Origin of the sequence: Shinella zoogloeoides, assembly GCF_022682305.1 — a bacterium.
Lineage (GTDB): Bacteria > Pseudomonadota > Alphaproteobacteria > Rhizobiales > Rhizobiaceae > Shinella > Shinella zoogloeoides_B.
The window spans coordinates 1096616-1117573 of sequence record NZ_CP093528.1; the positions used below are offsets into that span (position 1 = coordinate 1096616).

Annotated in this window: 19 protein-coding genes; 14 read left to right on the forward strand and 5 right to left on the reverse strand. The window is 64.8% G+C overall.

Going from position 1 to position 20958, the window contains the following annotated elements:
* Window positions 1-2 precede the first annotated feature (2 nt).
* A complete protein-coding gene (locus MOE34_RS05660) occupies window positions 3-578 on the reverse strand; it encodes an NYN domain-containing protein (RefSeq protein WP_242221785.1) in 576 nt (191 codons plus the stop codon).
* A gap of 408 nt (window positions 579-986) precedes the next feature.
* Between MOE34_RS05660 and rpoZ the strand changes: the two genes are divergently transcribed.
* The 8 genes from rpoZ (at window position 987) to era (ending at window position 7661) form a co-directional block, all read left to right on the forward strand.
* A complete protein-coding gene (rpoZ, locus tag MOE34_RS05665) occupies window positions 987-1388 on the forward strand; it encodes a DNA-directed RNA polymerase subunit omega (protein ID WP_119258843.1) in 402 nt (133 codons plus the stop codon).
* Window positions 1389-1497: 109 nt separating this feature from the next.
* Window positions 1498-3726, forward strand: a complete 2229-nt coding sequence (locus MOE34_RS05670; RefSeq protein ID WP_242221786.1) for a RelA/SpoT family protein — start codon at window positions 1498-1500, stop codon at window positions 3724-3726.
* Window positions 3727-3896: 170 nt separating this feature from the next.
* Window positions 3897-4049: a DUF3563 family protein gene (locus tag MOE34_RS05675; RefSeq protein WP_160784991.1), complete on the forward strand. Its 153-nt coding sequence runs from the start codon at window positions 3897-3899 to the stop codon at window positions 4047-4049.
* Window positions 4050-4156: 107 nt separating this feature from the next.
* Window positions 4157-4747: a DUF2062 domain-containing protein gene (locus tag MOE34_RS05680; RefSeq protein WP_242221787.1), complete on the forward strand. Its 591-nt coding sequence runs from the start codon at window positions 4157-4159 to the stop codon at window positions 4745-4747.
* Complete coding sequence (gene acpS, locus MOE34_RS05685) at window positions 4744-5154, forward strand: holo-ACP synthase (RefSeq protein WP_242221788.1); 411 nt, start codon at window positions 4744-4746, stop codon at window positions 5152-5154. The genes MOE34_RS05680 and acpS overlap by 4 nt, the downstream gene beginning before the upstream one ends.
* Window positions 5155-5221: 67 nt before the next feature.
* Entirely contained in the window at window positions 5222-5992 is a 771-nt protein-coding gene (gene lepB, locus MOE34_RS05690; protein WP_160784989.1) for a signal peptidase I, read from the forward strand.
* Window positions 5989-6708: a ribonuclease III gene (gene rnc, locus MOE34_RS05695; RefSeq protein ID WP_242221789.1), complete on the forward strand. Its 720-nt coding sequence runs from the start codon at window positions 5989-5991 to the stop codon at window positions 6706-6708. The genes lepB and rnc overlap by 4 nt, the downstream gene beginning before the upstream one ends.
* An 8-nt stretch (window positions 6709-6716) precedes the next feature.
* Window positions 6717-7661 (forward strand): GTPase Era, encoded by a 945-nt coding sequence (gene era / locus MOE34_RS05700; RefSeq protein ID WP_160784987.1) that lies wholly within the window; start codon window positions 6717-6719, stop codon window positions 7659-7661.
* A 186-nt stretch (window positions 7662-7847) separates the two neighbouring features.
* Here era and MOE34_RS05705 read toward each other — a convergent pair whose 3' ends face one another.
* Both MOE34_RS05705 and MOE34_RS05710 read right to left on the reverse strand, forming a co-directional pair.
* Window positions 7848-10211, reverse strand: a complete 2364-nt coding sequence (locus tag MOE34_RS05705) for a putative bifunctional diguanylate cyclase/phosphodiesterase (RefSeq protein ID WP_242221790.1) — start codon at window positions 10209-10211, stop codon at window positions 7848-7850.
* Window positions 10198-11247, reverse strand: coding sequence for a polyamine ABC transporter substrate-binding protein (locus MOE34_RS05710; RefSeq protein WP_242221791.1), 1050 nt, complete (start codon window positions 11245-11247; stop codon window positions 10198-10200). The genes MOE34_RS05705 and MOE34_RS05710 overlap by 14 nt, the downstream gene beginning before the upstream one ends.
* A gap of 230 nt (window positions 11248-11477) precedes the next feature.
* On the opposite strand from MOE34_RS05710, the gene MOE34_RS05715 reads away from it, so the two are divergent.
* Window positions 11478-13787 (forward strand): Tex family protein, encoded by a 2310-nt coding sequence (locus MOE34_RS05715; protein WP_242221792.1) that lies wholly within the window; start codon window positions 11478-11480, stop codon window positions 13785-13787.
* A 137-nt stretch (window positions 13788-13924) separates the two neighbouring features.
* Complete coding sequence (bla, locus tag MOE34_RS05720; RefSeq protein ID WP_242223828.1) at window positions 13925-14818, forward strand: BKC/GPC family carbapenem-hydrolyzing class A beta-lactamase; 894 nt, start codon at window positions 13925-13927, stop codon at window positions 14816-14818.
* A gap of 32 nt (window positions 14819-14850) precedes the next feature.
* On the opposite strand, the gene MOE34_RS05725 is transcribed toward bla, so the two are convergent.
* Complete coding sequence (locus tag MOE34_RS05725; RefSeq protein WP_242221793.1) at window positions 14851-15174, reverse strand: ArsR/SmtB family transcription factor; 324 nt, start codon at window positions 15172-15174, stop codon at window positions 14851-14853.
* 70 nt (window positions 15175-15244) lie between these two features.
* Here MOE34_RS05725 and MOE34_RS05730 point away from each other — a divergent pair, with 70 nt between their 5' ends.
* A complete protein-coding gene (locus MOE34_RS05730; RefSeq protein ID WP_242221794.1) occupies window positions 15245-15733 on the forward strand; it encodes an SRPBCC domain-containing protein in 489 nt (162 codons plus the stop codon).
* A gap of 48 nt (window positions 15734-15781) precedes the next feature.
* Here the strand turns inward: MOE34_RS05730 and MOE34_RS05735 are convergent, their stop codons facing one another.
* Window positions 15782-16519 (reverse strand): L,D-transpeptidase, encoded by a 738-nt coding sequence (locus MOE34_RS05735; RefSeq protein ID WP_242221795.1) that lies wholly within the window; start codon window positions 16517-16519, stop codon window positions 15782-15784.
* 185 nt (window positions 16520-16704) lie between these two features.
* On the opposite strand from MOE34_RS05735, the gene recO reads away from it, so the two are divergent.
* The 3 genes from recO to MOE34_RS05750 all read left to right on the forward strand — a co-directional run bounded on the left by recO (window position 16705) and on the right by MOE34_RS05750 (window position 20915).
* Entirely contained in the window at window positions 16705-17469 is a 765-nt protein-coding gene (gene recO / locus MOE34_RS05740) for a DNA repair protein RecO (RefSeq protein ID WP_242221796.1), read from the forward strand.
* On the forward strand, window positions 17466-17975 hold the full coding sequence (locus MOE34_RS05745) for a PaaI family thioesterase (protein ID WP_242221797.1): 510 nt from the start codon (window positions 17466-17468) through the stop codon (window positions 17973-17975). The genes recO and MOE34_RS05745 overlap by 4 nt, the downstream gene beginning before the upstream one ends.
* A gap of 96 nt (window positions 17976-18071) precedes the next feature.
* The gene (locus MOE34_RS05750; RefSeq protein ID WP_242221798.1) at window positions 18072-20915 is read left to right on the forward strand and encodes a DUF2339 domain-containing protein; all 2844 of its coding nucleotides are present in this window, start codon (window positions 18072-18074) and stop codon (window positions 20913-20915) included.
* Window positions 20916-20958 lie beyond the last annotated feature (43 nt).

A 20958-nucleotide genomic window follows, 5' to 3' on the forward strand; every position in this document is an offset into this window, starting at 1 on the left:
GATCAGTCGACGGCCGTTTCCACCGGCTCCGTGGCGCGCTGCGGGCGCTCGGAAGGGTCGCGGCCGATTTCGGCCTTCAGCGTGCCGAGATCGATGAAATAGTCGGCCTGGCGGCGCAGGTCGTCGGCGATCATCGGCGGCTGGGTCTGCATGGTGGAAACGACGGAGACCTTGCGGCCCCGGCGCTGCAGCGCTTCGACCAGCGTGGTGAAGTCGCCGTCGCCGGAGAAGATGACGAGGTGATCGACGGTCTCGGACTGTTCCATCGCGTCGATGGCCAGCTCGATATCCATGTTGCCCTTGATCTTGCGGCGGCCGAGCGAGTCGGTGAATTCCTTGGCCGGTTTGGTGACGACCTTGTAGCCGTTGTAGTCCAGCCAGTCGATCAGCGGGCGGATGGAGGAGTATTCCTGGTCTTCGATGAGTGCCGTGTAATAGTAGGCGCGCAGCAGATAGCCGCGTTTCTGGAAGGCCTTGAGGAGTTTCCTGTAGTCGATATCGAAGCCGAGTGTCCTGGATGCCGCGTAGAGATTTGCGCCGTCGATGAAGAGGGCGATTTTCTCGCGGGGGTCGAACATGGTGAAATCCTTTTAAATAGAAGCTGAAGATAAACGGCTGGACACGAAGCGGCTACGGCGTTCCGGGCACACTATCCAGTTGAATTAACTATTTTTCATATACTATTCATTTAGTGCAGCAAGGCTTGCTTTCCAAGCAAATCTGGGTTGCGAAAATGAATTTTCCGACCGGCATCGTTTCAGTAAATTCAATGGCTTCGGAATTGAGAAATAGTTCCCGCACCTTATCTGATTTGTCGGATGTTTCTCCGTTTTACCTTCCGTAACGGAAGGCTTCAATCAGAGGTTTCGCATATTGCCCGCGACACTCCGGCTGCGGGCCGGCGGCAAGGAAAAACTTGAATTTTCCTTCCATTGCCTGTATCGGCCATGCAAACTCCTGAAATTCTCGATCACAAAGGACAGGCAATGGCCCGTGTCACCGTTGAAGATTGCATTGACAAGGTAGACAACCGCTTCGAGCTGGTTCTTCTTGCAAGCCATCGCGCCCGCCTCATCTCGCAGGGCGCCGCCATCACCATCGACCGCGACAACGACAAGAACCCCGTCGTCGCCCTGCGCGAGATCGCCGACGAAACCCTTTCGCCCGACGACCTCAAGGAAGACCTGATCCACTCGCTGCAGAAGCATGTGGAAGTGGACGAGCCCGAGCCCGATCCGGCAAGCCTGATCGCCGACGATGCGACGACCGCGACCGTCGACGAGGACGAGGACCAGCCGGAAACCATCGCCTTCGACCGCATGTCGGAAGAAGAGCTGCTGGCCGGCATCGAAGGCCTCGTTCCGCCGGAAAAGAGCGACGATTACTGATTTCGGTAACTTACCGAAACCTTTGCTGTTGCGCATGCCGGTGCGCCCCACTTAAGCTTGGGGCGCACTTTTTTTTGCCCTGCGGGAGCGGGGAGAAAGCCGACCGAGGATGATGCGTCAATATGAACTCGTCGAACGGGTTCAGAAATACAAGCCGGATGTCAACGAGGCCCTGCTTAACAAGGCCTATGTCTATGCGATGCAGAAGCATGGCATGCAGAAGCGGGCGAGCGGCGACCCCTATATCTCGCACCCGCTGGAAGTCGCCGCGATCCTCACCGACATGCGCCTCGACGAATCGACCGTCGCCGTCGCGCTGCTGCACGATACGATCGAGGATACGAGCGCCACGCGCGCGGAAATCGATGAGCTGTTCGGCGAGGATATCGGCGCGCTGGTCGAGGGCCTCACCAAGATCAAGAAGCTCGACCTCGTCTCCAAGAAGGCCAAGCAGGCGGAAAACCTGCGCAAGCTGCTGCTCGCCATTTCCGACGACGTGCGCGTGCTGCTCGTCAAGCTCGCCGACCGCCTGCACAACATGCGCACGCTCGATCACATGTCGCCGGAAAAGCGCGCCCGCATCTCCGAAGAGACGATGGACATCTATGCGCCGCTCGCCGGCCGCATGGGCATGCAGGACATGCGCGAGGAACTGGAAAACCTCTCCTTCCGCCATATCAATCCGGAAGCCTTCGATACGGTCACGGGCAAGCTGGAGGAGCTTTCCAAGCGCAACGAAGGCCTGATCCGCAAGATCGAGGACGAGCTGCGCGAACTGCTCGTCACCAACGGCCTCGACGATGCTTTGGTCAAGGGCCGGCAGAAGACGCCTTATTCGGTCTTCCGCAAGATGCAGTCGAAGTCGCTGTCCTTCGAGCAGCTTTCCGACGTCTATGCCTTCCGCATCCTCGTCGATGACATTCCGGGCTGTTATGCGGCGCTCGGCATCGTGCACACGCGCTGGCGCGTCGTGCCCGGCCGTTTCAAGGACTACATCTCGACACCGAAGCAGAACGACTACCAGTCGATCCACACCACCATCGTCGGCCCCTCGCGCCAACGTATCGAGCTGCAGATTCGCACCAAGCGCATGCACGAGATCGCCGAATACGGTATCGCCGCCCATTCGCTCTACAAGGACAAGGAAGCGGCGAACGGCGAGGCGGCCCAATCGCCGCGCTCCAACGCCTACGCCATGCTGCGCCGGACCATCGAGTCGCTGGCGGAAGGCGACAATCCGGAAGAATTCCTGGAGCATACCAAGCTCGAACTGTTCCAGGACCAGGTCTTCACCTTCACGCCGAAGGGCCAGCTTATCACGCTGCCGCGCGGCGCGACGCCCATCGACTTCGCCTATGCGGTGCACACCAATATCGGCGATACCTGCGTCGGCGCGAAGATCAACGGCCGTATCATGCCGCTCGTCACCCGCCTCAACAACGGCGACGAGGTCGAGATCATCCGCTCCGGCATCCAGGTGCCGCCGCCGGCCTGGGAAGAGATCGTCGTTACCGGCAAGGCGCGCGCCGCCATCCGCAGAGCCACCCGCGCCGCCGTGCGAAAACAATATTCCGGCCTCGGCTACCGCATCCTCGAACGCACCTTCGAGCGCGCCGGAAAACAGTTCTCGCGCGATGGCCTGAAGCCGGTGCTGCACCGCCTCGGCCAGAAGGAGGTGGAGGACGCCATCGCCTCGGTCGGTCGCGGCGAGCTTTCCTCGCTCGACGTGCTGCGCGCCGTCTTCCCGGACTATCAGGACGAGCGCGTGACGGTGAAGCCAAGTTCGGACGAGGGCTGGTTCAACATGCGCAGCGCTGCCGGCATGGTCTTCAAGCTGCCGGGCAAGACCAAGGCGGCGCTCGAGGGCGCGGAAGGCGAGACCGGCCCGGAGGCGCTGCCGATCCGCGGCCTCTCCGGCAATGCCGAGGTGCATTTCTCCGTCGGCGGTGCGGTCCCCGGCGACCGCATCGTCGGCATCATGGAGAAGGACAAGGGAATCACCATCTATCCCATCCAGTCGCCGGCGCTGCAGAAGTTCGACGACGAGCCGGAACGCTGGATCGATGTGCGCTGGGATCTCGATGAGGCGAACAACACCCGCTTCATGGCGCGCATCGTCATCAACGCGCTGAACGAGCCGGGCACGCTCGCCGAGGTCACCCAGACGATCGCCACCAGCGATGTCAACATCCGCTCCATGTCGATGACACGGGTCGCGGCGGACTTCACGGAAGTCCATATCGACCTTGAGGTCTGGGACCTGCGCCAGCTCAACCAGTTGATCGGCCAGTTGAAGGAGCTTCAGTGCGTGTCGACCATCAGCCGCGTCTTTACGTGACGGTTCCATGCAAAAATGTGGCAGCCTGCCTCGATTGAGGCAGGTTTGCCCAGGTTTTGACCAGTAGCCATGCGCCCACCGCATGGCTGTATTGGGATAGTGTCGCTGGTGCCGAAGGGCGGGCGAACCTATCTTCTGCCTTGGGAGGTCAACCGAAAGGGGTTTACCAAATGCTCAAGCAGATCAAGAACTTTGCCCGCGCCCTGCGCGTTCCGAACGCCGACGAGCGCGAGATCGCCTATCTCAACGGCGCCATCGACCGTATCGACCTGGAATATCGCCAGCGTCAGGTTGACCGCGGCCTGTTCCGCAAGTCCTTCTAAGAGGCCATCGGCCATGTGGCGCACGTCGTTGCGCCACGGCGACCGCGTGTGGCGCCATGAGGGCGCTGCCATTGAAATGCCACCAACGGATCGGCTATGTCTTGACCATGTTGTTCAGACGCCGAAAAAAGGCCTCGTGGCCTGACCGGGTGCGCGAATTCTTCTGGCCGCGCAAGGGGTTCACGCGTCCCGCGCGCTACCTTGCCAAGCGAATCCTGCGCCTTTCGGCCTCGCCCCATGCGGTGGCCGCGGGCGTTGCGGCCGGCACTTTCTCCGCTTTCACGCCGCTGCTCGGTTTCCATGTCATCCTCGCGCTGGCGCTCGCCTATCTCATGGCCGGCAATCTGCTGGCCGCGGCGCTCGCCACGACCGTCGCCAATCCGGTGACCATCCCGCTCATCGCCATCGCCACCTTCCGGGTCGGGGAGGGCGTTCTGGGCATCCATTCGGCTGAGGCGGTTTCGGCCTCTGAACTCTTCCACATGCTGGAGCATCTCGAACTGTCGGAACTCTGGCAGCCCGTTCTCAAGCCGATGCTCGTCGGCGCCGGCCTTCTCGGCGCGAGCGCCGCCATGCTTTCCTATGGCGTGACGCGCTTTGCCGTGCGCTCATTCAAGGCCCGCCGCCACGCCCGCCTTATAGAGCGCGCCGGCCTTGCCCACGCCCCCGTTCTTTCCTCCGGAGACAAGACCCTATGATCATCGGCATCGGCAGCGACCTCATCGACATCCGCCGGGTGGAGAAGTCGCTGGAGCGTTTCGGCGCGCGTTTCACGGAACGCTGCTTCACCGAGATCGAACGGGCGAAATCGGACGGTCGTAAGAACCGGGCGGCCTCCTACGCCAAGCGCTTCGCCGCCAAGGAGGCCTGTTCCAAGGCGCTCGGCACGGGGCTGGCGCAGGGCGTGTTCTGGAAGGACATGGGCGTCGTCAACCTGCCGGGCGGCAAGCCCACCATGCGGCTGACGGGCGGCGCGCTGGAGAAGCTGAACCAGCTCCTTCCGGCAGGCCACGAGCCGCGCATCCACATCACCATCACGGACGATTTTCCGCTGGCGCAGGCCTTCGTCATCATCGAGGCGCTGCCGGCCGGAACGCCCGGATAACAGGCATCCCGCGTCTTTTTGACCGATACGATTTCCAACAGGCAACCTTTCCTCTATAGAGTGCCCCATGTTTGCAAATAAGGACAAGTCCGGCGTGGCAGAGAAGACTGAAAAGGCCGAAGGCGGCCTGTGGGAAAACGTCAAGGTCATCGTTCAGGCGCTGCTGCTTGCCGTGGTGATCCGCACGCTGCTCTTCCAGCCCTTCACCATCCCCTCCGGCTCGATGATGCCGACGCTGCTCGTCGGCGACTATCTCTTCGTCAACAAGTTCTCCTACGGCTATTCGAAATATTCGCTGCCGTTCTCGCCGAACCTGTTCTCGGGCCGCATCTTCGCGCGCGAGCCGAGCCGCGGCGACATCGTCGTCTTCCGCTTCCCGCCGAACCCGGACATCGACTATATCAAGCGCCTCGTCGGCCTGCCGGGCGACCGCGTGCAGGTGCGCGACAGCGTGCTCTATATCAACGGCCAGCCCGTGCCGCGCGAGCATAACGGCTTCTTCCGCGCCGACGACCAGTACGACACGGGCGAGGACGTCCCGGTCTTCCGCGAGACGTTCGATACCGGCGTTTCCTTCGACACGCTGGACACCCGTCCGGGCACCGTCGGAGACAACACGCGCGAGTTCATCGTGCCGGAAGGCCACTATTTCATGATGGGCGACAACCGCGACAACTCGGCCGACAGCCGCTTCGACGTCGGTTTCGTCCCCGCCGAGAACCTGATCGGCCGCGCAAGCCTGATCTTCTTCTCGCTGGGCCACGACACGTCCTTCAGCCAGATCTGGAAATGGCCGGCGAACCTGCGCTGGGATCGTCTGTTCAAGGTCGTTGAATGAAAGGCGCCATTCCGCTGAACGACGTCAACCGCAAGGCCCTCGAGGCGCTGATCGGCTACGTCTTCACCGACAAGGACCGCCTCGACCGGGCGATCACCCATGCGAGCGCCCGCCCCGGTCAGGGCAGCAACTACGAGCGGCTGGAGTTTCTCGGCGACCGCGTGCTCGGCCTTTGCGTGGCCGAGATGCTGTTCCGCACCTTCCGCGATGCGAAGGAGGGCGAGCTTTCGGTTCGCCTTAACCAGCTCGTCAGTGCGGAAAGCTGCGCCGCCGTTTCCGACGATCTCGGCCTGCACCGGTTCATTCGCACCGGCGCGGATGTGAAGAAGCTCACCGGAAAAGCCATGCTGAATGTGCGGGCCGATGTGGTAGAGTCGCTGATCGCCGCCATCTATCTCGACGGCGGGCTGGAGGCGGCGCGCGGCTTCATCCTTTCCAACTGGGAGGGCAGGGCCGCCCGCGCGGAAGGCGCGCGGCGCGACGCCAAGACGGAACTGCAGGAATGGGCGCATGCCCGGTTCGGCGTGACGCCGAGCTATCGGGTGGACGAACGCTCGGGACCGGACCACGACCCGCGCTTCACCGTGACGGTGGAGATCAGGGGTGTGAAGCCGGAAACCGGCGTCGATCGCTCGAAAAGGGCCGCCGAGCAGGCGGCCGCGACAAAAATTCTGGAACGCGAAGGCGTCTGGCCCAAGAGCCAGGCCGCGGATTGACGGACACCATGACAGAAGAAAACCAAAACCCCGCCGGTAACGGCAGCACCGTCGAGGGCGCGACCCGCTCGGGCTTCGTGGCGCTGATCGGCGCCACCAATGCCGGCAAATCCACGCTCGTCAACCGCCTCGTCGGCGCCAAGGTGTCGATCGTCAGCCATAAGGTGCAGACGACCCGCGCCATCGTGCGCGGCATCGCGATCCACAACAACGCGCAGATCGTCTTCATGGACACGCCCGGCATCTTCAAGCCGCGCCGCCGGCTCGACCGCGCCATGGTCACGACCGCCTGGGGCGGCGCCAAGGATGCCGATTTCATCATGTTCCTGATCGACAGCGAGCGCGGCCTGAAGGGCGACGCCGAGACGATCCTGGAAGGCCTGAAGGAAGTCCACCAGCCGAAGATCCTCGTCCTCAACAAGGTCGACCGGGTGAAGCCGGAGGATCTTCTGAAGCTGACGGCTGCGGTCAACGAGGTCGTCAAGTTCGAGCGCACCTTCATGATCTCGGCCCTTAACGGTTCGGGCTGCGAGGACGTGATGGATTACCTTGCCGCCGCACTGCCGGAAGGCCCCTGGTACTACCCGGAAGACCAGATCTCCGACTTGCCGATGCGCCAGCTCGCGGCCGAGATCACCCGTGAAAAGCTGTTCCTCCGCCTGCATCAGGAGCTTCCCTATTCCTCGCATGTCGAGACGGAGAAGTGGGAAGAGCGCAAGGATGGCTCCGTGCGCATCGAACAGGTCATCTATGTCGAGCGTGACAGCCAGAAGAAGATCGCGCTCGGCAAGAACGGCGACGCCATCAAGGCGATCTCCACGGCTTCCCGCAAGGAACTGTCGGAAATCCTCGAGCAGACCGTGCACCTCTTCCTCTTCGTGAAGGTGCGCGAGAACTGGGGCGACGACCCCGCGCGCTTCCGCGAAATGGGGCTGGATTTCCCGACGTCCTGATCGGGGCGCATATCGGGTTTGCCCCTCACCCTAACCCTCTCCCCGCAAGCGGGGAGAGGGGACTTGCCCCACGCGACGTTGGAAATTTGGGAGCCGGCGCGGCATATCCCTTCTCCCCGCTTGCGGGAAGAAGGTCCCGGCAGGGGGGTGAGGGGCAGCCCTCTACTCAACCGCTTCCAAGAGACCTCAAGCCCGCGCCCGGCGCTCCGGCTTCCGCGCTCCCTCGCGCGCCTTCTCCATCAACCGTTCCATGGCCCAGATGCCCAGGTCGTCGAGGGCGAGGGGGCGGCTGATCAGGTAGCCCTGATAGAGGTCGCAGCCCGCGGCGGCGAGCAGGGCCATCTTCTCCGTCGTATCGACGCCCTCGGCAATCACCGACATGTCCTGCGCATGGCAGAGCGCGACGAGCGCGCGCAGCGTCGGAAGGGCGGCCGAGCGGGTAAGGCTTTCGACCAGCGCGCGGTCGAGCTTGATGGTCTCGGCCGGATATTCGATGATCTGCTGCACCGACGTGTAGCCCGCGCCGAAATCGTCGATGGAGATGCGGAAGCCGCGCCCGCGCAGGATCTCGATGTTGCGGCGCGATTGCTCGCCGAGCTTCACCGCGAAGGTCTCCGTCAGCTCGATCTCGATCATGCGCGCATCGACGCCGTGGCGATCGGCGCAGTCGCAGAAATGGTCGCTGATCGACTTGGTGTAAAGCTCGGCCGAGGAGATGTTGATGCACAGGATCGTGTCGGCGCCGAAGAGCTTTTTGATCTGGCCGTATTCCGCCATCGCCCGGTCGATCACCCACCAGTCAATCTTGCTGAACAGACCCGTCGTCTCGGCGATGGGGATGAATTCGTCCGGGGTGACGTTGCCGATGAGGGGAGAGCTCCAGCGCAGCAGCGCCTCGCAGCCCGTCACCTTGCCGTGGCCGTCGACGATGGGCATGTAGACGAGGTGGAATTCCTCGTCCGGGTCGAGCACGCGCAGCTCCTCCTCGATGCGGCGCTGGCGGTTGCGCGTCTCGTGCAGCGAGCGCGAATAGCGGGCCGAGCCGTTCTTGCCCTGGGATTTCGCCTGGTACATGGCGGCGTCCGCATTGGCGACCAGTTCGGCGAGCGTGCGCGCATCTTCCGGATAGACGGCGATGCCGATGCTGGCGGTGACGGGATAGGCCTTGTCCAGCACCTCGAAGCCTTCGCCGAAGAGCGCGAGGATTTCGTTGGAGACTTCGGTGATCGCGCCGCTGCCCGGCTGGCAGCGCAGCATGATGGCGAATTCGTCACCGGAAAGGCGGGCGAACAGGCCCTGCGGCAGGCCGCGTTCGCCGACGATGCGCTCGACGATGGCCGAGATGCGGTCCGCGAGCGTCTTCAGCAGCTCGTCGCCGATCTTGTGCCCGTGCTTGTCGTTGACGAACTTGAAATTGTCCACGTCGATGAAGAGCAGGGTGCAGCCGATGCCTTCGGCTTCGGCTTCCCCGAGGATCTGCGTCGAGCGGATATTGAAGTATTCCCGGTTGGAGATGCCGGTCAGCGTGTCGGTCCAGGACGCGTTCTGCACGAGGTCGAAGGACTGCATGGAATGGTCGTGCAGCCGCTTGACGTTGACGGAAAGGCGGCCGATCTCGCCTGCTTCGCTCATTTCCGGCAGCGCGCTGCGGCTGCCGGTCATCACGTCCGTGAGCTGGCGGTCGAGGCGGGCGATGGGGTTGGTGATGTAGCGCCGCACGAGCAGCAGCACGAGGCCGATGGTGCACAGGCTCAGCGCGACGGCGCCGAGCGCCAGCAGTGTCTTCAGCGTCAGCAGCCGGCCTGCGAGGAAGGCCGGATCGGGCGTCAGGCGGGCGAAGAGCGAGGGGCCGAGCGTGGCGGTTGCCGCAAGCGCGCCGCGGGCGAGATACTGGTGCTGCCCGATCTCGATCGTCGCGCCGTATTCCTTCTCCAGCGCGCGCTTCATGTCGATGAAGGCCTTCGGGCGTACGGCCGTCTGCACGAGGATCGCGCCGCTCTTGGCGCTCGCCACCGGACGGTTGGAGGTGAGCGGGTCGATGAATTCCGAATGCACGATCAGCGGCTCGAGGCCGTGCGTGTCGAGATAGCTCCAGGACGACAGGCGCGGGCTGTCGATGACCTGCTTGGCATGGGTGATCTGCTGCGGCGTGATTTCGGCGAACGGATCGTCGCTGTCCTCGAAGTAGTAGTCCACCGTCAGCGGCGGGCGGATGATCGCGACGGAGATGAAGCGCTTGCGGTCGTCGGAGAGCGACGTGATGCTCTGCTGCAGCCTTACGCCGAGCGCGGTGTTGCGGTAGGCGGCGTCCGGCTCGTTGACGAAGAGCCGCACGGCCCCGCCCTCGACGAGCGAATAGATGAAGCTGCGGTTCTGCGTGACCTCGTTCTGGAAAACGGCGGTGAGCAGGCCCATCTGCTGCCACAGCCGCGCGCGCTCCAGCCCGAGGATCGACGCGCTCTGGACGTAGTAGATCAGCGCGGCCGCGAGCACGTAGCCAGCGAGCACGACCGGGAAGATGAGGGAGAGGGCGCGTTTACCGAGCGTCACTGAATTGGGCCAGACTGCTGATGATGCGGCGGCGGGCCTGGACCGATTGGACGGTCAGTTCCTCCTGAAGCTGGCTTTTCGCCAGGATTTCCGGTGCGGCATAGATTTCGGGATTGGATCGCATGTCGAGCGGAAGCAGCGCCATGGCGGCGGTGCTTGCGGTCGGCATGTTGAGCTTCTCGGCGTTGCGCGCGCCGTTCCGGGCATTGCTGATGTAATCGACCAGTTGCAGGGCGAGGTCCTTGTTGCTCGAGCGCGCATTAACGGCGACGCAGTCGAGCCAGGAGAGCGTGCCCTCCTTCGGCACGACGTAGCGCCAGAGGCCGGGCGTGCCGACCTTGTCGTTCAATGTGTACTGGTCGCCGCTATAGCCGAGCGCCATGTGGATGTTCGGCCCCTTGTCCGCGTTCTGGATGGAGGTGATGACATAGTCGTAGGTCAGCACATAGGGCGCCTGCGCCTTCATCAGCTCGTAGGCTGCCTTCAGCGTCTCGTTGTCGTTGGCGTTCACCGATTTTCCGAGCAGCGCCAGCGGTGCGACGAAGGCTTCGGCATAGTCGTCGTACATGGCGATATGGCCGCGCAGGCTTTCCACCGGCTTCATCATATCGGCCCAGGAGGTCGGCGGCGTGGCGATCCTGTCGGAGCGGTAGAGGATGCCCATCGTGCCCCAAAGATAGGGCACGCCATAGCCGCCGCAGCGCTTCGTCCAGCTTTCCGCGTAATCGGCCAGCGCCGGCACGTTCTCCATGTCGATGGCCATGATGACGCCGCGGTTGCCGTAGAGCTTCGCGCCGTTCTCGTTGGTCACGACCACGTCGACATTGCTGTTCGGGTCGGCGAGAATCTCGTCGCGCGCATCGCCACTGTCATAGAAGGTCTGGCGAACCTCGATGCCCGTTTCGGCGGTGAAATCCTTCAGGATCCGCTCGTCGATATAGGCTTCCCAGATGAGCAGGTTGAGCGTTGCCGCGCCCGCAGGGGCAGCCACGGCGAAAGCCGTCGATGAGACTGCTGCAAAAAATGCGCCATGCATGCCGAAGGCCCCGTTTTCCCCTGTGCCGGTGAGGATAGGCGGCAAGACTTTATGAAGAGTTACAACCGGTAAGCTCGTTTTCGCCTCTGCTCAACCCTGATACAGCCATGTTCCGCAGCATGACGCGCGAGAGTATATTGTGGACGCGGCTGCTTGCGGCCGCAGCGGCGGTTGGCCTGCCGCTTCGCGCTCACTATGGTCGCCGACCTTGCCATCGACAGGAGTTCCCCATGGCCCCGACGCCGCTCAAGATCGCCAACCTGATCGCCGCCGAGATCAAGGCCACCTCCGCGCAGGTTTCCGCCGCCGTGGGGCTGATCGACGAGGGGGCGACCGTGCCCTTCATCGCGCGCTACCGCAAGGAAGTGACGGGCGGCCTTGACGACACGCAGCTTCGCACGCTTTCCGAGCGGCTGACCTATCTGCGCGAACTGGAAGCCCGCCGCGCCTCCATCCTCGATTCCATCGCAGGGCAGGGCAAGCTGACGGACGAACTGGCTGCCAAGATCGCCGGCGTTTCCACCAAGGCCGAGCTTGAGGACATCTACCTGCCCTACAAGCCCAAGCGCCGCACCAAGGCCGAGATCGCCCGCGAGCGCGGCCTCGGCCCGCTCGCCGACGCTATCCTCGCGGATCGCGCGCAGGTTCCCGCGCAACTGGCGGAAAAATTCCTGTCGGCCGAGGTGGTGGACGTGAAGGCCGCGCTGGAAGGCGCGCGCGACATCGTCGCCGAGCAGATCACGGAAAATGCCGACCTCCTGAAGCGCCTGCGCGACTACATGAAGGACAACGCCGTCCTGCGCTCCCGCGTGGTGGAGGGCAAGCAGGAGGCCGGCGCCAAGTTCTCCGACTATTTCGATCACACCGAGCGCTGGGCGAACGTTCCCGGCCATCGCGCGCTCGCGATGCTTCGCGGCTGGAACGAGGAGTTCCTGTCGGTCGATATCGTCGTCGACCAGGAGAACACCGAGCCGGTCAAGCCCGTCGAGCGCATCATTGCCTCCTTCCATGCCGTCGGCACGAAGCCGGGCGACAAGTGGCTGGCCGAAGTGATCGGCTGGACCTGGCGCGTGAAGCTTTCCATGTCGCTGTCGCTCGACCTGATGCGCGAGATGCGCGAACGCTCGGAAGAGGAGGCGATCCGCGTCTTCGCCCGCAATCTCAAGGATTTGCTGCTCGCCGCGCCCGCCGGCACGCGCGCCACGATGGGTCTCGATCCGGGTATCCGCACCGGCGTCAAGGTGGCCGTGGTCGACAATACCGGCAAGGTCGTCGAGACGACGACGGTCTATCCCTTCCCGCCGAAGAACGATGTGCGCGGGACGCAGGCCGAGCTTGCGAGCCTCGTCCGAAAGCACAGGGTCGAGCTGATCGCCATTGGCAACGGCACGGGCAGCCGCGAGACGGAAAAGCTGGTCGCCGACATGCTCGCCCAGCTTCCCGCGCCCAAGCCCACCAAGGTCATCGTTTCGGAAGCAGGAGCTTCGGTCTATTCCGCCTCGGAAACGGCCGCCGCCGAATTCCCCAACCTCGACGTATCGCTACGCGGGGCCGTCTCCATCGCCCGCCGCCTGCAGGACCCGCTGGCCGAACTCGTGAAGATCGAGCCGAAGTCGATCGGCGTCGGCCAGTACCAGCATGACGTCGACCAGGGCAAGCTGTCGCGCTCGCTCGATGCGGTGGTGGAAGATGCGGTGAACGCCGTCGGCGTCGATCTCAACACGGCTTCCGCGCCGCTGCTCGCCCGTGTCTCCGGCCTCGGCAAGTCCTCGGCGGAGGCCATCGTCGCGCACCGCGATGCGAACGGCCCGTTCGAGAGCCGCAAGGAACTGATGAAGGTTTCCCGCCTCGGTGCGCGCACCTTCGAGCAATGCGCCGGGTTCCTGCGCATTCCGAACGGCAAGGAACCGCTCGACGCCTCCTCTGTGCATCCGGAAGCCTATGGCGTTGCCAAGAAGATCGTCGCCGCCTGCGGGCGGGACGTGCGTGCCCTGATGGGCGACAGCGCGGCGCTGAAGAAGCTCGACCCGAAGGTCTTCGTGGACGAGCGCTTCGGCCTGCCGACCGTGAAGGACATCCTTGCCGAACTCGAAAAGCCCGGCCGCGACCCGCGCCCGGAATTCAGGACGGCGACCTTCGCCGACGGCGTCGACGACATCAAGGACCTCAAGGTCGGCATGATGCTGGAGGGGACGGTGACGAATGTTGCCGCCTTCGGCGCCTTCGTCGATATCGGCGTGCATCAGGATGGTCTCGTGCACGTCTCCCAGCTTGCCGACCGCTTCATCAAGGACCCGCACGAGGTGGTGAAGGCCGGCGACGTGGTGAAGGTGCGCGTGACGGAGGTGGACGTGCCCCGCAAGCGCATCGGCCTGACCATGCGCAAGGACGGCGGCGCGCTGGTCGCCCGCGACAACGCCGCGCGTAACGACAGGAACGCGCAGATGAAGCCGAAATTCGCCCAGGCAGCGCCCAAGCCGCAGGCACCCTCGCAGGGCGCTTTCGGTGCCGCGCTGGCGGAAGCGATGAAGCGGAAATAAGCCCTAGTTTTCCTAATGGCTGCCGGCAGAAATCGTCGTTTGTCTTGACCCGCCCCGTTGCGCATAGTCGCGATGTGGGCGGGCCAAGACGGGCGAGCGGCGCAAGATGCGTCCTGCCCGAAGACAGGAAATACATGATGACGATCACATTCTCACGCCGGCAGGCGATTGCCGGCGCACTCCTTGCCGTTCCCGCGGTTTCCGCGCTGGCCGGCGGCGCTGGCGCGGCAACGGGCGGTGCGCTGGAAAAGCGGCTGGCCGAACTGGAGGCGCGCCACAAGGGCCGCATCGGCGTTGCCATACATAATCTCGCGACGGGTATCCGCATCGGCCACCGGGCGGACGAGCGGTTCCTGATGTGCAGCACCTTCAAGGCACTGCTGGCGGCGCATATCCTTGCCCGTGTCGACCGCAAGGAAGAAGCGCTTGACCGGCGGATCGTCGTCAAGAAATCCGACCTTGTGGACTGGTCGCCGGTGGTGGAAACCCGTGTCGGCGGCAAGGGCATCTCCATTGCCGAGCTTTGCGAGGCGGCGATCACGCTCAGCGACAACGCCGCGGCCAATCTCCTGCTCGCTGCCTCGGGCGGGCCGAAGGCCGTGACGGCTTTCCTGCGCGGCATCGGCGACGAGGTGACGCGTCTCGACCGCACCGAACCGACGCTCAACTATCGCGAAACGCCGGACGACGAGCGCGACACGACCACGCCAGCCGCCATGGCGGAGACGCTGCGCAGGCTGATCATCGGCGACGTTCTCTCGTCGCGCTCGCGGGCGCAGCTTGCCGCCTGGCTGGTGATGAACAAGACCGGCGATACGCGACTGCGCGCCGGTTTCCCGACCGACTGGCTGACCGGCGACAAGACCGGCACGAACGGCGACAAGCACGGCAACGCCAACGATGTCGCCATCGCCTGGTCGCCGGATCGCGGCGCGGTCGTCGTCACCGCCTTCTGCGAGATCCCCGGCATTTCCGGCGACGAGCGCAATGCCGTGATCGCCGAGATCGGCCGTATCGCCGCCGAGGCGTAGGACATCGCGGGGCGCTGCCGGAAGGCGGCGCCTCAGCCGTCCAGTTCGCCCTTGAGGGCCGAGAGCACGCTCATCGCATGGCCGGCATACTGGCTGATCCAGCGGTCGTGGATCGCCTGGATCGGCAGGGCGTTGAGGTGGTTCCAGCGCTCGCGGCCCTCGCGGCGCGGAATGATCAGGTCCGCGTCCTCCAGCACCTTCAGGTGCTGCATGACCGTGCAGCGGTCCATCTCCGGAAATTTTTCGCACAGCGCGCCCGTCGTCAGCGGCGCGTGCTTGATTGCGTCCAGCATTTGCCGCCGCTTTCCATTGGCGAGCGCCTTGAAGACGGCGTCCTCTTTCGATTCGCTTGACATGTTATGTTTTTATAACATATTTTGACGAAGCACAAGCGAACGCGGGCGGCTGCGCCCGAAGGAGGACGGCATGACGCTGGAATTTCGCGTGAACGGGCGGATCGGCCGGCCGATTGCCGAGGTTTTCGATGCGGTGGTCAATCCGAAGAAGCTGAGCGGCTACTTCACCACCATCGGCGGAGCGAGCGCGCCGCTCGTCGAGGGCACGACGGTGACGTGGTGGGGCATGGCCCCGGTCGTCGTCGACAAGGTGGAGGAGGACGCGCTCATCGTCTTCCGCTGGGATGCCATGGTGGAGGAAGGGGAGGAGCCTTACAGGACGCGCGTCGAGATGCGCTTCAAGCCCCTCGACGACGGCGGCACGATGGTGACCATCGGCGAGACCGGCTGGCGCGAGAACGCCCGCGGCCAGAAATCCTCCTACATGAACTGCGAGGGCTGGTCGCAGATGCTCGCCTGCATGAAAGCCTATGTCGAATACGGCATCAACCTGCGCGAGGGGTATTACCCGAGCGAGATGAAGGGCGTCGTCGCTTCCGAGCAGCAGGATTTCCTGTGACGGGGGAAGGCGCCGGCAGTCCGGTCTCTACGGTCCGGCGCCCCGATTCTAGATGTCCGCCCTCGGCACGAAGCCGTCGCTTGCCGCCGCCACCGGCATTGCTTCCTCGGCCGGCGCCTGGTGTTGCAGCACGACGACGCGGCTTCCGCTCGGCACCCGGCCGTAGAGGTCGATGATATCCTGGTTGAAGAGGCGGATGCAGCCGCTCGATACGGCCTTGCCGATCGACCACGGCTCGGACGTGCCGTGGATGCGGAACAGCGTGTCCTGCCCGTCCTTGTAGAGATAGAGCGCGCGCGGGCCGAGCGGGTTGGTCAGGCCCGGCTCCATGCCGTTCGCCCATTTGAGGTTCCGTTCCGGCTCGCGCTTGATCATGCTCGGGGTCGGCGTCCAGCGCGGCCACTCCGCCTTGCGGCCGATGCGGGCGACGCCCTCGAATTCCAGCCCCGACTTGCCGACGCCGATGCCGTAGCGCATCGCCATTCCTTCGCCCTGCACGAGATAGAGGAAGCGGTTCTGCGTATCGATGACGATGGTGCCGGCCGGCTCCATGGTCTGGTAGGCCACCTGCTGGCGGAAATATTTCGGGTTCACGCCGCTGATATCGATCGCCGGCATCGGGAAGCGTTCGTCCGGACGCGGCCCGTACATCGCGACATGAACCGGATCCGGCCCCTTCTTCTTCACCGGCGCCGCCGTGGTGGCGCAGCTTGCCAGGGTCGCGGCAAGGGCGAGGAGAGCGAGGGAGCGAAGAGCCACGGAGGCGCGGACGCGGGACACACACATGAAGACGGCACCTGTCATTTCTGATTTCAATCCGGCCTTTGCGGCCTTCGACCGGTTCTTCGGTGGCAAAGCGGGCAGGGGAAGGGCGAGAAGAAAGCGAAACTGTGGCAATGGCTTGGGTGTGGCCGGCAGGCAACGTGTCCCGCCGCTTGCCCCCGCCGCGCCAACGGCGTAAGGCTTGGACCATGCAATGGACTGATGAGGCCATCGTTCTGGGCGTGCGGCGCCATGGCGAGACCTCGGTGATCGCCGAGGTGATGACGCGCGGCCGCGGCCGGCATCTCGGCATGGTCAGGGGCGGGCGCTCGCGCGCCATGCAGCCGGTGCTCCAGCCGGGCAATTCCGTGGACGTGACCTGGCGGGCGCGGCTCGACGAGCATCTCGGCGAATTCCGCCTCGAGCCGCTGGAGCTTCGCGCCGGCCGCCTGATGGAGACGGCGACGGCCGTTTATGGCGTGCAGGCCATGGCGGCGCTGCTGCGCTTCCTGCCGGAGCGCGATCCCCATCCGCATCTCTACGAGGCGCTGTCCGTCATCCTCGATCACCTGCACGAGCCGGCCGACGCCGGCGAACTCTTCATCCGCTTCGAGCTTGCCGTACTGAACGATCTCGGTTTCGGCCTCGATCTCCTCGAATGCGTGGCGACCGGCAGCCGTGAAAACCTCTGTTACGTCTCGCCCAAGTCCGGCCGTGCCGTCTCGCGTGATGCGGGTGCGCCTTTCGCGGACAGGATGCTCGCGCTTCCCGCCTTCCTGGGCGACGAGAGCCGGCACGCCGCCGATGCCGCCGCGCTTGCCGACGGTTTCCGCCTGACGGCCTTCTTCCTCAACCGGCATGTCTGCGAGCCGCGCGGGCTGGAACTGGCGAATGCCCGCGACGGCTTCGTGCAGGCGGCGCTGAAGGCGCTCGCCCTGCCGCGAAACGATCAACCCAGAAAGGCCCATGCATGACGGTCGAAATCTATCCCGGGCTGACGGTCGGTAGCATCGGCACGCTGCCGCTCGATGTGGTCAAGCGTGACGGCGGGCTGAAGGTGTTGCAGGCGATGCTTGCCGGCGAGCTGCCCGCGCCGTCGATGGCGAAGACCCTCGCCTTCAGCATGACCGAGGTGGAGGAAGGCCGTGTCGTCTTTGCCGGCATGCCTTCCGCCGATCACCTCAATCCGCTTGGCACAGTACATGGCGGCTGGACGGCGACGGTAATGGATTCGGCGCTCGGCTGCGCGGTCTTCTCCGTCATCAAGCCGGGCGAGGCCTATACGACCATCGAATTCAAGCTGAACCTCGTGCGCCCGGTCCTGCCGGGCATGGGCGAGGTATTTTGCGAGGGCAGGATCGTGCATCGCGGCCGTACCATCGCGACCTCGGAGGCGTGGCTGCGCGACGGCAAGGGCAAGCTGCTCGCCCACGGCACGGAAACCTGCGCCATCTTCCCCATCGAGAACCTGACGCGCTGACGGTCGAAGAGATCGCCGGCCTGAAACGTAACCCGTTTTGGCAATAGGCAAGAACCGGGTAGTTTGCCGCCCGGACCATGCCGTTCTGGAGTCGTAATGCTGGAAATCCTATCGCTGGTCGCTATCGGCCTCGCCCTCTACACCCTCAATGCCTCGCGGGGCAGCGCGCAGAAGCTGGGCGAGGAGGTGATGCGCCTCAAGGGTGAGATCGAGGCGCTGAAAGCCGGCGGCTTCCCCGCGTCGCCGGTCCCGGTGGCCGAAGCCGCCTTGGAAACGGCCTCGCCCGCGATACAGGAAGAGACGGCGCCATCGGAGCAGGAAGAGTTCTCCAGTCCCTGGGCCGCCGCATCGGCAGACGAGGCCGGCAAGGGCCGTTCCATCTTCGGCGGGGCACCCACTCACGCGGCGGAAGCCGCCGAGGCAGGCGAAAAGGTGGAAGAGGCCGTCATGGCGCCTGTCGTCGCGCCGGCAAGGCCGAAGGAAAGCTTCGAAAGCCGCATCGGCGCGCGCTGGGCCGTCTGGGTCGGCGGCATCGCGCTCGCGCTCGGCGGCATCTTCATGGTCAAGTATTCCATCGAGGCGGGATTGCTCAGCCCCGCCGTGCGGTTGTCGCTGGCGGCGGCCTTCGGCCTCCTGCTGATGGCGGTTGGCGAATTCGTGCGCCGCCGCACCCAGCCGCTCATTGCCAACGCCTTCCAGAACGCCATGATCCCGGGCGTGCTGACGGCCGCCGGGTCCATCACGCTCTTCGCCGTCACCTATGTCGCCTATGCGTTCTACGGCTACCTCGGCGCACCCGCCGCCTTCGTGCTGCTTGCCATTGTCGCCTTCGCGACCATCGGCCTCTCGCTGCTGCATGGGCAGGCGCTCGCCGGTCTCGGCCTCCTCGCCTCCATGCTGACGCCGGCGCTGGTCTCGACTGACGATCCGAGCGCCTGGAGTCTCTTCGGCTTCCTTTCCGTCGCATGGCTCGCCACTTTCGCTGCCTCCCGCATCCGTGGCTGGCAGGTCGTGCCGGCGCTCGCCAATGCCGGCATGGCGTTCTGGGCGCTGCTCTATCTCGCCGGAGCCGGCAATGCCGAGGTGATGCCGGTCCTGCTCGCCATGCTCGTGCTCGCCCTCGGCCACGGCCTGATCTGGCCCGGCGGCGTGACGCAAGAGGACGGGCAGCCCGAGGTCGCTGCCCCGATCGCTCCGCTCGACCGCCTGTTCACCCCGCCGGCCGTCGCCGTGTCGCTCACCGGCGCGCTCGCCATGGCCTTCCCGGCGCTGATGCTGGCCAGCAGCGTGCCTGCGGTCGCCTCCGCCGACTATGGCTTTGCCGTGGTCGTCATGGCGCTCGCCGTTCTCGGCGCATCGCGCGGCTGGGCGGTCTATCCGGCAATCCTCTCCGCAATCGCCGCCATCGTCGGTACCGTGCGGATGGTCGGCCTGCCGGCCGCCGGACTGATCGGCAATTTCACGAACCTCGCGCCCCCGACGCTGGACGGCAGCGGGTCGCTGTCCCTCCCGGTTCCCGTCCTCGGCTCGGTGCCCGCCAACCTGCTGCTGGCGCTCGCCGCCGCCTACGCCGCTGCCGGCCTTGCCGCCGTTCGCCTGCGCCTTGCCGGCTCCGGTCCGTTCGCCGCGATCTGGAGCCTGCTCGCGCCCGCCGTCCCCTTTGCGATTGTCGCCATCAGCTTCTTCAATCTCGGCAATCTCTCCTTCGATCCGAAGCATGGCCTCGTCGCGGTCGTCTTCGGTCTCGTCTTCCTCGCCGCAGCGGAAGGTTTTTCACGCGCAAGGGATAGAGGCGGGGAGGGCCTTTTCATCCCGCAATGGACGCTCGCCGCAGGCGGCTTCGCCTTCCTCGTGCTGGCGCTGCATGCCCTGACCGACGGTCTTGCCACCACGCTCGGCACCGCGCTCCTCGGCACGGCCGCCGTCTACGCCACGCGCCTTCGCCGCTGGCCGGTGCTACCCTGGCTGATGGCCGGTGCCGCTGCCGTGGTCGCCGGCCGGATCGGTTTCGAGCCGACCATCGTCGGCGCGGCGAACCTCTCCCGGACGCCGGTCTTCAACCAGCTTCTCGCCGGCTACGGCATCCCGGCCGCGCTGCTCGCGCTCTCGGCCTTCGAGCTGCGCCGCTGGCCGGGCGAGCGCATCCGCAATCTCCTTCAGGCCCTCGCCAGCCTCTTCCTGTTGCTGACCGCCGCGATCCTCGTGCGTCACGGCATGAATGGCGGCGTGCTCGACAGTTCGACGCCGACGCTCGGTGAGCAGTCGGTCTATACGCTGCTGGTCATCGGCGCTTCGGCGATCATGATGTCGCTCGATCTCAAGGCGCCGAGCCCCGTCTTCCGCTACGGCTCGATGGTCGTCGGCGGGCTTTCGGTCCTCTCGGTGCTGAGCGCCCATTTCATCGGCCTCAATCCCTACGTGACCGGCGAGCTGCTTGGAAAATGGCCGTTCCTCGATCTCCTGCTCATCGGTTACCTGCTGCCGGGCATCGCCTATGGCGGCCTTGCCTGGTATGCGCGTGACCGCCGGCCTCTGCCCTATGTCGTCATGCTCGCGCTGTCGGGCGTGGCGCTCGTCTTCGCCTGGGTCACACTCTCCGTGCGCCGCTACTGGCACGGCGAGGGCATCGCGGAATGGAAGGGGTTCCTCCAGCCGGAGACCTATACCTATTCGGTCGTCTGGCTGCTGCTCGGCGTGCTGCTGCTGGCGGTCGGCTCGAAGGTCGATTCCAGGAGCATCCGCCTTGCCTCCGCCGGCCTCGTGCTGATCGCCGTCGTCAAGGTCTTCCTCGTCGACATGTCGAACCTCGAGGGTATCCTGCGCGCGCTCTCCTTCATCGGTCTCGGCGCGGTGCTCATCGGCATCGGCCTGTTCTACCAGAAGATCCTCTCGGGAAAGTCCGGGACGGACGAAAAGGCGGAATTGAACGGACAGGCATGACGGGCTAGGTCTCGGGCAGACAATCACGGATCGACCACGGATC